The following is a 13,090-nucleotide window of genomic DNA, read 5'->3' as shown; positions in this document are numbered from 1 at the left end:
TTAACTAGTGAAAAGCTCTCAATAGCTACGCACATCACGAAGTGATTATAGAGCAAGGGTAACATCCTCTAATGCTTTCTTAGAGCAGGAATTGGATATTCAGGAGCAAGATCAGCAGCTAAATAGCGCCATAATTCCATACTTAAATTACCTGGGTCTTTCTTGGTTTTTTTCATCGTGTTAAAAGCAATAAATACCAATTTTTTTTCAGGCAGAACAGCGAATATTCCACTATATCCACCAAAGCTGGGATTCTGGATAAGCCAATGATTTACAACAACAAACCCCATGGCAAAATAGGCATCACGTGTGTTAGTACCTTTACCAACTGTATCTGCTGATCGTAATGTTTTAGTAGAGTTCTCTGACAGCAAATTCCCAGTCATCCACGCATTTGCCCAGACGCCCAAATCATTAATCGTTGAGATCATTGTTGCAAATGAAGTCCAGGAAGGACTCCAGAAAGTTGAGTCTTCATACACTCCTCTATCCTGACTGAATGCATGAAGTACAGGACATGGGATGTTGGCTGTACGAATATATTGAGAATTACTTAAACCCAATTTATCTAATATTCCAGACTGGTATAATTGTTTTAACGATTGATGACTCACACGACTTAATATGTCAGCCAATAAAACATAATCCGTATGTGAATATTTTTGATTTGTACCAGGTTGAAATAATGGAGAGTCCATCATTGCGTATTCAATTATCTCATTATCCGTCCATTGCTTGAATGGATGTTTCGTGTTTACTTCAATAAATTTCTTATTGTATACATAGTCAGGATAACCACTGGTGCAATTCGCCAACATTTTTAAAGTGACGCGATTAGCATTAGGCAGATTAGGAAACCAATTTGAAACTTTATCATCAAGGCTTAGGATTTTTTGTTCTACCATCTGCATTAACAGCGTGGTTAACATCGTTTCAGTAATACCGCCGATTCTAAAATGCATCGCTGTAGAAGCAGGCACAGCGGTCATGGACTTACCAAGAGCATGGATGCTAATCGGTTTTCCATTGATCCATAAACCGTACGTTATCGCCTTAACTGGTTGTTCGTTGACAAAATTATTAATTTTGGTATCAATCCATTTTTTATCAATCATCGAATAAGCATCAATCTTTATGAGGATGAGAGAGATAATAAACAGTACACTTAAAATACGACGCATTAAATTCACAATAATTCCTTATTATAATTGTATTATGGTAATTTTAGAGTGTTATCGCAGTCCTGCAAGTTGGAAGTTTATTCTGCTCTAATTACCCGATTTAACTCGGTTCAACGCCCTGTTCCACCCATCAAAATCAGCTTCAACTTCATCAATGTCCCTTTGCGGTTTAAACTCTTTCTCAGTATCCCATACATGATGCACCGCAGATATTGAATCAAATACACCATAACCTATAGCGGCTAGAATTGCGGCCCCCCTGGCCGTTGTTTCTATATCTCTGGGTTTTTGAACTGTTAATTGACATTGATCGGCTAAAAATTGTAAAAACCATTGATTAACGGCCATTCCTCCGTCAACCCGTAACAAAGCCAAATCCAAATGACTGTCTTCTCGCATACAATTTAAAACTTCGCGAGTTTGATAACAGACTCCTTCCAATGCTGCTCTTGCAAAATGAGCTCTGTTTGTGGAGCGCGTCAAACCAAATACAGCAGCACCTGTTGTCGATAACCAATGAGGCGCACCCAGTCCTGTAAATGAAGAAACGAAATATACACCTCCATTCCCATCCAGACTCTGAGCCAAAGTTTCCGTTTCACTAGAGCTGGAAATCAACTTCATCTCATCGCGCAACCATTTTACCGTTGTTCCCGCATGATAAATACTGCCTTCCAAGCCATATGCAATGGTGCCTTTAATTTTGTATGCAATGGTAGTCAGTAGTTTATGTTGTGATAATACGGGTATGTTGCCTGTATTTAACAATAAAAAACCGCCGGTTCCAAAAGTTGCCTTAACCATGCCATCTTCAAAACACCCCTGACCTATTAATGCTGCTTGCTGATCTCCAGCAACGCCATTGATTGGAATTTCAAAGCCAAACCATTTTTTATTGATAACACCAAAATGGCCATCGCTAGCACATACAGTGGGTAATACGGATTCAGGGATATCAAAAAGCTCCAGTAGATCAGCGTCCCATTGTTCATGTTTAATATTAAATAACATGGTTCTGGATGCATTGGTCACATCTGTTAAATGCTTGTCTCCATCATTCATCCTCCATATCAGAAAACTGTCAATCGTGCCAAAAGCCAAATCACCATTTAATGCCAATTCCTTAGCCTCTGGACAATGTGCCAAAAGCCAGTGTAATTTGCTGGCGGAGAAATAAGGATCAGGGAGCAATCCCGTTTTCTCCTGAATCATCAAGGCATATTCAGAGAGAGAGTTACAATAATCTGCTGTTCTCCTATCCTGCCAAACAATTGCAGGGGCAAGACAGGATCCGGTTTTCTTGTTCCAGATAACCGTAGTCTCCCTTTGATTGGTAATACCGCATGAAAGTATCTGATGAGCATCTACTTGTGTTACTACATCGTTGATGGCTGTTAAAGTTTTTTGCCATATCTCGTCAGGATCATGTTCAACCCAACCAGGGTGAGGATAATATTGGGTAAGCGAATACTGGCTGCTTGTAACCAACTCTCCTCGAAGAGTGTATAACATAGCTCGAGTACTGCTCGTTCCCTGATCTATGGCAAGTAAATAATTCATATCACCCGTCTCCTGATTTCAATTACATCAGTGTAAACTTTTTTTATGAAGACAAAAACAGGGTTTTGTTTTATTTATAACAAGCGATCATTAATTGTAAGGTCTGAATAACTATAGAAAACGTCATCCCGAAATACATCCGTCATCCCGAGTGTAACGAGGGATCTCCTGAAGGTGGTACGGTGCCTGCATGAGGAGATCCTTCACTACGTTCAGGATGACGAAATACAACCAGCATGACGAAATACAACCGACATGACAAAATACATCCAGCATCCCGAAATACAACCGTCATCCCGAGTGTAACGAGAGATCTCCTGAAGGTGGCACGGTGCCTGCATGAGGAGATCCTTCACTACGTTCAGGATGACGAAATACAACCAGCATGACGAAATACAACCGGCATGACGAAATACAACCGGCATGACAAAATACAACCGTCATCCCGAAATACAACCGTCATCCCGAGTGTAACGAGGGATCTCCTGAACGTGGTACGGTGCCTGTATGAGGAGATCCTTCACTACGTTCAGGATGACGAAATACAACCGGCATGACAAAATACAACCGTCATCCCGAAATACAACCGGAATGGCGAAATTCCCTATTGAGTAGATTAATCGCACAGTCCCTATTCAATGAAATAGGTACATACAACACCAATTTGCTGTATTTTTTAAGTATATTTTCAAAATCATTGGTTGAATATCTTTCACTACACCTTAATAGTGTTCTAAAATTAACTAAACGTGTAAACCAGGCAAATTCATGTACTCACCATTGATAGAAAAAAAATTAGAAGACATCCAGTCAAGAATAGCGACTCTTGAAACTAAATTAAAAATTAATATACAACCGGCTGAAGAACCCAGTCAGGAAGAGATAAAAGAGATTGCAAAACCCATATCCGGTAACCTGCTCGGTGTAGTATCTTCCATATGCTTCATACTGGCCGCTGGATTTATTTTTAAACTATCCATTGACTCTGGTTGGCTCACCCATGAAAAACAATTAGGCCTTGCTTCCTTATTAGGATTGGCTCTGTTTGCTGCCGGAATTTTAATTTCTAATACAGATAAAATATATGCGAGCTTTTTACCTGCAGCTGGATCTACTATTTTATATCTAACCTGTTTTGCTGCATTTCAATTTTATTTTCTTATATCGTTTCAAACCGTAATCGCTATAACCTGTATTATTACAGGGATATCCCTTTGGTTTTACATTCAATTTAAACATGATATTTATGCAGTAATTGCCGCAATTGGCGCATATAGTGCTCCATTTGTTACTAATATCGATAATAATGCATTTTTCTCCCTCTATTACTTCATCATCTGTTCTTTAACTTTTGCTACTCTTTCAATATGGGTGCAATCACGAACTTTAACAGTAATTTCTTCTTATTTAGCTATTTCGATTACTGCATTTATAGGGTTGAATTTGCATCTGAATGCCATCATTGCGAGCGCGCTGGCCCTTAATTTCCTTATTTTTTCTATGGCAACCTATTTTTATACCCGGCTAACTCATAATGCACTTACAGTAAAGGAGACCTGGAGTTTATTTCCGGTGCTGCTGGTATTTTACGCTATGGAATATTATTACATCAGCCGAATTGATCCGGCTCTTGCGTCATTGGTTTCAATAGCTGCAGCAGCCTTTCTGGTTGCTTTAAATCTTTCGGCTAAAAGGCGATCACCCGATCGCGCAATATCCAGTAGCGGTCTCGTTTTAACCTTTGTAACCCTGGTTTTCTTCCACTCCATTTATCTGGAGCTGTTACCTGCAGACATCAAACCCTGGCTGTTTGTTATCATTATCATAGGTTATAGCCTGCTCCATAAACAAATATGCTTAAAAGATATCAATAACATTAAAATTATTCCCATTATTGCGTTATCGTCTATTTTAGGAATTGAATATCTTAATATGCTCAGTCATCTGGCCATGCAATTTAATGCTCCTTGGGCAGCAGTTTCCTGGACTTCGTTTTTAAGCCTCTGGTTTATCATTATAAAACATCATAACGCGCTCAATACAAACAAGAACTATATATACCCAATCCTGGCAGCAGCTCACATATTGTGTATTATGGGACTTTATCAGATTACCATTAATTATGGTTCTCTTGCCGTTTCGACTTCATGGCTTATCTACGCACTTACAGTACTATCATTTTCTTACATTAAAAAAGATCTCATCATGGCAAAATCTGTTTTGATTGTTTTAAGTTTTGCTGCCGGCAAAGCACTCCTTTATGATGCAGCATCAACCCCCAACATTCATCGTACACTAAGCCTCATATTAACTGGAATTGTTCTCTATACTTCAGGTTTAGTCATTAGAAAAATGGCTCGATAACCAAAATGGTTAGCCATTGAACTACAAATCTACAACTGAGTCATCCCGAGTAAAACGAAGGATCTCCTCACAGTGGCAGTGCCACTTTGAATGAGATCACTTCGTTCAGGATGGCAACATGTTAAGTCTGACTGTATGTGCAAATTAAAGTAATATACAGACTCATGAACTCTCATCATCAATACCATTCGTTCAAAACTCTAAACATCAAATCCATGTAGATCAAATGATCTATCTACTAATTTTTGTATATTCCATGTATTTTATAGTTTTATAAGGGAGAACTATCCATGGCTGGAAAATCAAAATACAGTACTCATGAAATCGTTAATGTATTTCGTTCCGTTTCACTATTAATACAACATCACCCTGAATTATTAGACAATAAGGGTATTTTTAGAATTACTGGATCAAAGCCAGCTACTGAAGAGTTATTAAAACAACTTATCGATCAGGACTTTGATTGGAACATACTGGAACAATACGTTTTCGTAAGCCAGGAGATGAATAGCGATAATGTACACAATACTATAGGTATGTTTAACTGCGTACTTAAGGACTCCTTGCTATTAGATGCAACGGATGACTTGTTGACTGGTTTTACAAAAAAACTCCAAAAGTTACTCACTGCTGGAGATTTAACTAGCGAAAGTGTATTAGAAGCCGTTTATTTACTAGATGAATTTATCAATAATCTCCTGTTATCCAAATCTCTGGAACACCAGCGAACTGGTGAAATATTGTATCACTACTGTTATTTAATGCACCGGGCTTCTTCATTTGAAGAAACAAATATGATGTCAGCACGAAATCTGGCAATTATTTTAGCCCCGCATTTAACCAGCGAATTGGAATTGGTTGCTACGGATGATTTATTAGTACTTACGGAATTTACCATGGGGAAATTAGTACCGATACTTGAAAGTTATATTAACAGTCAGCTGACTGAATGCTCTTTTTCAGTACGTCATGCAGATAAAATAAATCATTTAATTGCAACACGTCACTTTATTATGAATAAGTTAATCGAAATGAAACTGGCAAATAAAAAACAAACGATAGATCCCATGGTAGAACTGATGGTACAAGCTAAAGAAATGCAGAATCAACAAGAGCAATTAAAAATTACAATTCACGATGAACCGCACGACCATGATGAGAAAAAAAATTTAAAAAAACAACTGAAGAAATTACAGAAGGATATTGAGGAATTGAATCAGGAGATTATTGTATTAAGAGATCAAATTGAAGAAATGAATGATGCTCATGCTGGGCTAATAGTTGTAAACCGTAAATTATCATTATCTGTCGATAATCTTGCACAACTTGTATACATACCAGGCCTCAGTGATTGGGAGCAGAACGATCCATCCCTCCCTGCAAGTACTTCAGCTCGTCAACGATATGGTGTTTTTCGGGAAAATTCAAATGCTGATCTTTCTCAAGAAGCTGATGAGGCGAATGAGCTTGCCTGGGATGATGATACAGACACGACACATCACTCTTTGAGTTGAGAATTGTGTTAATTCAATAACATCAGGATTAAAATGAACCAGTTGATACAAAACCATGCAAAAATCAAATCAGATTACAGAATCATCATCTGGTTCATTCTTATATTTATCAGTACAATCAGTAGTGCAGCAGAGAACGATTTCCAACTTTGGACCAACAGCACAGTTATGGGTTCAATAACTAAAAATTACCCGAAAATTAAATATTGGCTGGAATATCAGGGTCGATTTGGTGACGACGCGTCGAAACTTTCGCAGCTCTTATTGCGACCAGGACTAGGGTATCAGGTGATCCCAACAACAAGCTTCTGGTTAGGATACGGATGGATTCGTACCGCACAACCATTCACTGTAAGGCCGATTGAAGAAAAAAGAATATGGCAACAAATACTATGGAGTAAAAAATTCAGTCCATTTACTGCTACGATTCGATCTCGCCTCGAACAGCGTTTTATACAAGCCACGATTCATACTGCCTGGCGGTATAGACAATTATTTAAATTAGCGTTCCCAATACCCAATCATGAACAATTTAGTCTTATTGGAATGGATGAGCTTTTTTATCATCTTAATCATTTCAACATACAGAATAATACTGGACTTGATCAAAATCGAGCTTTTATAGGCTTAGGCTACAAAACCACAGAACAGAGCTCTATTGAAATGGGTTACCTTAATCAGTACATCAAAAGACCATTGAGAGAGAACTTTAATGGAAATTGTTTGTACATGAGTCTTCTTTTTAATTTTTAACACGACTGAATGCTTTATTTATCGATAATCATGTACCAAAGACATGATTGATCTTAAGTCGTTAAGAAGGTGACACATCAATTTGGGAAGGTTCCAAATCTGATTCAATTAACTGCTCTTCAGATGGGTCTTGACGTAGTACATTCAATTTATCTCTTAACGTTACAGGACCAGCTTCTTCCTCGAATAAACAATCCTGATCGGGGTCAATAAGTACATCCAGATCCTCTTCACATGCATTACCATACACACAATGAGATATAATGTCTCTCTGAGTGCTCGTTATTCGCTCATAACCATTTGTATTGATGTGATTCATTAAATATTCAATTTTAGCGGGATCATCTGTTATTAGGCGATCCCTCTCTATCTCACCTTTCACGGTCATATAAAATAATCCATTAGCGGCCAAAACATATACAGGAACCTTATCAACTCTCTGACCTTCTGCGCTTCCTTCTAATTTATATAAATAATTTCCGCAAAAACTGATTGAGAGCATTCTTTTAGTAAAATCACCAAACTCCATCCAGAACTCACCCTGTTTAGTCGATTTTGCAGATAATGTTCCATCTTTATTTTGAGAGTATTCTCGACCATACTTTCCCCAAGGGTTTCTTACTACGACACCTGCTAAACCGTTTCTTTCCTCACATCGCATGACTGCATAAACATGCTCACCCGCCATACCTTTTGCAATACCCTCACCTGTATTATCTCTTGCTGTCTGCTTTCCGCCACTTACAACATTAGGGTCTGACATTGCTGTAATACAAAAACCGTCTTGTGTTAGCTCTTTCATTTGTTCGTATAGCTCTAATTGTTCTGTTGAATATTTACCAGTACCTCGTTTGCCGGGTAAAACATTGTTATTATTAACCCAGTCTTTGATTTTTTGAATGACCATTTCTTCTTCATTTGTATTTGTTTGGGCTTTGTTTAGAAGATAATCCAAATCCACATCGCGCATCGTATTAATTCCTCTATCCAAATATTCCTTTTGTAACGAGTTTCTATTCCAAATTAACTTCCATAGTTCCAATTCATCACGTGATAACCCAATATTATTCTTATTACTGAGTGAAAATTCCCCGAACAAAAATAGAGCTTTTAATTCATTTTCATCTTCACTTCGTACTGATTTTGTATTAGAACGTTCTCCTAATAAATAAGGAAATACACTTTCAGAGTGTCCACCATTTATAAAATTTTTATAATCAGATCCTAATTGATAGCAGATATAGGCTTTTTCCAATATGCTAATCCACAAAGGAGCTTGATTAAAAAATCCAGAGCTTTTGTTGTGCTTTAAAGGATCTGCTGGTATTTTTTTATCGACACAAATAATTTCTGGTAAGCCATTTTTATTATAAAATCGAACATAAACTTTACCATTTTCCTCTCTCATCATATTTTGAATAATTTCAGGGCCATTGGGTTTTGCAAGAATGCTGTTAATAACACTTAGAAAATAACAATCTCCGATACCACCTTGCCTAATATCTCCAGGTGAGGGTGGATGAGGAAATAATGAATCCTTTGATCTATCCAAATACTTGATATCCTTTCCATCTTCCTTTGGGTTTTGATAGGTAACGACGTCTTGAGGATTGGGAACATCGAGCGTACCTGAACGACTAACTTTTGCTTCTGCTGATCGAATCTCAGATTTAGTCTGTTTTGAGTCAGCAACGATATCAGCATGACTGGGAACTTCAAACAATTCAGTAGGTTCATCGTTACTGAGCATTAAATCAGTCTCATATTCAGAATAGTTTGAAGAAGTAACGGCATCGTTAGATCTGGAGCCACCTGATACAACCGGGCGATTGCCTCGTTTATTTGTAGTTTTAATCCGTAAAAACCGTTTAATGGATATCGATCTCATGACGGGCTCATATTTTATTCAATATGTATAAGTTAATTGTAGTTCATTTTCGATCTATGGTTTATATTTAATCAATATGATCATAATGATTTAAATAGATAGGGAGATGTCGAAAACTTTTTAACGATATGACTGACAATGTTCATCAGCCAGACCTAGAGGTATTGATTACAAAATAGATACTAAATCACGTGATTCTCAAGAAAAGATACTTTACTATTAAATTGTACTTATTATTCTGGCGGAGACAAAAACATGGAACAGGTTTTTGATGTTGCGATTATTGGTGGAGGTATCAATGGTTGCGGCTGTGCTGCAGATGCGGCACTTAGAGGGCTTTCCGTAGTACTCTTCGAACAGGATGATTTAGCCTCTAAAACCTCATCCAGCAGCACAAAATTAATTCATGGAGGGTTACGCTATTTAGAGCATTATGAATTTGGATTGGTAAAAAAAGCCCTGGAAGAACGACAAACTTTATTGAACCTGGCACCTCATCTCGTCCATCCCCAATCCTTTATTTTGCCCTACCAAAAACATATGCGTCCTGCCTGGTTATTAAGGCTGGGGTTGTTTTTTTACGATCATTTAAGCCGAAAAAACCATTTACCTAAATGTAAAGCCATACATAGAACTACAAAAAACACCTACTTTAATCCATTAGTAGATCAATTAAACCGTGGTTTTCAATTTTATGATGCGTCTACAGATGATGCTCGTTTAACTATTATAAATGCCATTCAAGCAAAAAATCATGGGGCAAGTATACGCCCTCGCGCCAAAGTGATTCAAACTGAACTGGTGAATAACATGTGGCAATTAATTATTCAACCGGACAACGGTCCCATTTATAAAGCCTATGCAAAATCCCTAATCAATGCTACAGGTCCATGGGTTAAATCCCTGGCTAAACTAACAAAAACCTCGATTAAGAGCGACATGACTCTTGTAAAAGGAAGCCACATAGTCGTACCGAAACTGTACGAGGGGAAACATGCCTATTTTTTGCAACATGATGATAAACGTGTTGTGTTTGTTATACCCTTTCATGGATTCAGCATGATCGGTACTACTGATATTGAATACACAGGATCGCTGGATCAGATTGAAATTGATGAAGAAGAAATGGTGTATTTAACGACTTTGGTTAACTCGTATTTTAAAATTAAAATTCACAAAGAAGATATTATATATTCCTGGAGCGGAATAAGACCTCTCATTGCAAATGAAGGAAAAGAAGTGAAAACGTTAAGCCGTGACTACAGTTATGAATTTAGTACCGATCCAGCCCCCATTGTGACTATTCTTGGAGGTAAAATAACTACTTACAGACAATTGGCAGAAGATGTTATTAATCAACTTTCTTCAGTATTTCCTCAGATGCGTCAATCACGAACTAAAGTCACCCCGCTTCCGGGATCCGTCTTAGGTACAATGAGCTTTGAAGAATACATCATCTATGCCAAAGATAAATATCATTGGTTGGACACTGAATTATTGAATCGCTATCTCAATAATTACGGGAGTCATACTGAGTTTTTTCTTTCACACTGCACTAATATTGAATCAATGGGAAAAAGATTTGGAACTTGTCTCTATCAAGTTGAGGTGGATTACCTGATTTTAGAAGAATGGGCAAAAAGCGTTGATGATGTGTTAAAGCGACGAACCAAACTTGATCTCTCAATGGACGCCGCCAGCAAGGATGAATTAAAAGAATATATAGCCAGTCTTATTCCTTGTCCTGCTCAAGCTGAGCCCGTATTTCAGTAACATCAGCATCCAGAGCTTGTTGAGCCAATTCTTTTAATGTGGACTCGGGCATGCTTCCAGCTCCCGAGTATATTACAATACTGTCTTTAAATACCATGAGATGTGGAATAGAACGAATCTCAAAAAAATCAGCCAGCTCCTGTTGTTCCTCAATATTTACTTTGGCAAATACTATACCTGGAAATTGATCGGAGACCTGTTCATAAACTTTGGAGAACTGCTTGCAAGGAGCACACCACTCAGCCCAAAAATCAATAAAAACCAATTCATTTTCATTAATCAATAATTCAAATTCTGCACTGGTTAAAGTTTTGGTTGGCATGCTGGTTCCTTAGCGTCAAGTAACGTAACAATTTCATCAAAAATTTGATCTACAGTTCCTGTTCCAACTACAGTATGAAATTGAGGCGCATCAGGTGAACCTTCAGTTGCCCAACTTTTATAGTAGTTAATTAATGGAGCGGTCTGGTTATGGTATACCTCTAACCTTTTACGTACGGTTTCTTCTTTATCATCATCACGTTGAATCAATGGTTCCCCAGTGAGATCATCAACTCCAGGATTTTTTGGAGGATGATTGATGATGTGATAAACCCGTCCGGATTGTTGGTGAATACGACGCCCACTGATCCGTTCTATGATCTCGTTATCATCTACAGCAATTTCTATCACATGATCTAAAGAGATACCCGCGTTCTTTAAAGCATCTGCCTGGACTATGGTTCTTGGAAATCCATCAAATAAAAAACCATTTGCGCAATCTGGATTTTTTAGGCGATCTTTAACTAAACCAATTATAATATCATCTGATACAAGACCACCGGCCTCCATAATCTTTTGAGCACTTAAACCTAAAGGAGTACGCTGAGCAATTGCGGCACGCAACATATCTCCTGTTGAAATTTGAGGAATTTTATATCGTTCAATTAAACGCGATGCCTGGGTTCCTTTTCCAGCACCCGGACCACCTAAAAGCATTAATCGCATCAAAAACTCCTTAATAATTGGTCTAAATTTAAAACCTGGGAATATAGTATAATACCAATCCAGTGAAATATTATAAATTTTTTAGCATATTTTCTCTAGTACTCTTTCAAAGCAGAACAGAAGGTTTGACTCTTAGATTGTGCACAGAGTTGAATGATTGAGTTATTAAAAAATCGCAGTACTAGCAGGGCTAATTCGAGCATTTTTTGATAACTCAATCATTCAAAGATGGATACAAGATAAATGAGCAAACGTTCTGTTCTGCTTTGAAAGAGTACTAGGTATCACTCAATCAAAACCATGCGTGAGATTTCATTGATCCTTGACATGAGTTAAGTTGCATTGCATAGATTTGTGATTTTGCTTTAACTTTACGTGCTACAGAAATCAACCAAGGCTTCTGCAGATAAGTTTTTCGCTGATATCCACCCACTCCTTCATGATATGCCAAATAAAGTGAATAAGCGTCTGTTCGCGGTATTCCTGCCTTGACCGCAGCTTGATTGGCATACCAACCAATAAAATCTACCCCATCAGCAAAGTCATCGCGGGATGACAAAATCCAGCCATTGCTTTGCTTATACTGTTTCCAAGTCGATTGTAATGCCTGGGTATAGCCATATGCCGTTGATGGTCTTTTCCACGGTATTATCCACAATAATTTAGTACGAGGCGGTCTGGCACTTGCGTCAAACTTTGACTCCTGATGAATAATTGCCATTTGTACTGGAACAGGGACTTTCCACCGTTTTTCTACATCTTTGGCATCAGAATACCATTTAGGATATTGTTTAAATATGTTACATATATTATTTACATCTCTAGGGGGTTGACTAACACAAGAGGTAAGAAGCAAAACCGATAATAAAAGAGTAAATAGTTTATAATTCATGATAATAATTAGGTAAAAATCCGGGTATGTTGTACCCAATAATACGAAAAAAGTATAGTAGCAAATTTAATCTTCACAATCCATGTCATTTATCGGACGAAACAAGAGTGCTTCTATACCCCTTTTTATTGCCAGAATAATCAGGCTTTTTAATCTGTTGCAAAGGCACCATACCCTT

Annotated in this window: 10 protein-coding genes; 4 read left to right on the top strand and 6 right to left on the bottom strand. The window is 37.7% G+C overall.

Annotation, left to right across the window (positions count from 1 at the left end):
• Positions 1 to 68 precede the first annotated feature (68 nt).
• Positions 69 to 1,181, bottom strand: coding sequence for a serine hydrolase domain-containing protein (locus tag Lqua_RS05030; RefSeq protein WP_238585546.1), 1,113 nt, complete (start codon positions 1,179 to 1,181; stop codon positions 69 to 71).
• An 87-nt stretch (positions 1,182 to 1,268) separates the two neighbouring features.
• On the bottom strand, positions 1,269 to 2,741 hold the full coding sequence (gene glpK / locus Lqua_RS05025) for a glycerol kinase GlpK (RefSeq protein WP_058473194.1): 1,473 nt from the start codon (positions 2,739 to 2,741) through the stop codon (positions 1,269 to 1,271).
• A 768-nt stretch (positions 2,742 to 3,509) separates the two neighbouring features.
• On the opposite strand from glpK, the gene Lqua_RS05020 reads away from it, so the two are divergent.
• From Lqua_RS05020 to Lqua_RS05010, 3 genes are all read left to right on the top strand, one after another.
• Positions 3,510 to 5,105 carry a DUF2339 domain-containing protein gene (locus Lqua_RS05020; protein ID WP_058473193.1) on the top strand — a complete coding sequence of 532 codons (1,596 nt, stop codon included), beginning with the start codon at positions 3,510 to 3,512 and terminating at the stop codon, positions 5,103 to 5,105.
• A gap of 290 nt (positions 5,106 to 5,395) precedes the next feature.
• Complete coding sequence (locus tag Lqua_RS05015) at positions 5,396 to 6,619, top strand: RhoGAP domain-containing protein (RefSeq protein ID WP_058473192.1); 1,224 nt, start codon at positions 5,396 to 5,398, stop codon at positions 6,617 to 6,619.
• Positions 6,620 to 6,652: 33 nt separating this feature from the next.
• Positions 6,653 to 7,372 (top strand): DUF2490 domain-containing protein, encoded by a 720-nt coding sequence (locus Lqua_RS05010; RefSeq protein WP_058473191.1) that lies wholly within the window; start codon positions 6,653 to 6,655, stop codon positions 7,370 to 7,372.
• 61 nt (positions 7,373 to 7,433) lie between these two features.
• Here Lqua_RS05010 and Lqua_RS05005 read toward each other — a convergent pair whose 3' ends face one another.
• Positions 7,434 to 9,260 (bottom strand): C2 family cysteine protease, encoded by a 1,827-nt coding sequence (locus Lqua_RS05005; RefSeq protein WP_058473190.1) that lies wholly within the window; start codon positions 9,258 to 9,260, stop codon positions 7,434 to 7,436.
• 255 nt (positions 9,261 to 9,515) lie between these two features.
• Between Lqua_RS05005 and glpD the strand changes: the two genes are divergently transcribed.
• On the top strand, positions 9,516 to 11,033 hold the full coding sequence (glpD, locus tag Lqua_RS05000; protein WP_058473189.1) for a glycerol-3-phosphate dehydrogenase: 1,518 nt from the start codon (positions 9,516 to 9,518) through the stop codon (positions 11,031 to 11,033).
• Here glpD and Lqua_RS04995 read toward each other — a convergent pair.
• From Lqua_RS04995 to Lqua_RS04985, 3 genes are all read right to left on the bottom strand, one after another.
• The gene (locus tag Lqua_RS04995; RefSeq protein ID WP_058473188.1) at positions 10,993 to 11,355 is read right to left on the bottom strand and encodes a thioredoxin family protein; all 363 of its coding nucleotides are present in this window, start codon (positions 11,353 to 11,355) and stop codon (positions 10,993 to 10,995) included. The two genes, glpD and Lqua_RS04995, sit on opposite strands and share 41 nt — an antisense overlap.
• Positions 11,337 to 12,020, bottom strand: a complete 684-nt coding sequence (gene adk / locus Lqua_RS04990) for an adenylate kinase (protein WP_058473187.1) — start codon at positions 12,018 to 12,020, stop codon at positions 11,337 to 11,339. The genes Lqua_RS04995 and adk overlap by 19 nt, the downstream gene beginning before the upstream one ends.
• Before the next feature lie 292 nt (positions 12,021 to 12,312).
• Positions 12,313 to 12,912 (bottom strand): transglycosylase SLT domain-containing protein, encoded by a 600-nt coding sequence (locus Lqua_RS04985; RefSeq protein ID WP_058473186.1) that lies wholly within the window; start codon positions 12,910 to 12,912, stop codon positions 12,313 to 12,315.
• Positions 12,913 to 13,090: the final 178 nt, after the last annotated feature.

This window comes from Legionella quateirensis (genome assembly GCF_001467955.1).
GTDB lineage: Bacteria > Pseudomonadota > Gammaproteobacteria > Legionellales > Legionellaceae > Legionella > Legionella quateirensis.
The sequence above is the reverse complement of the archived record's forward strand: the minus strand, read 5'-3'. Positions and strand labels throughout refer to the sequence as shown.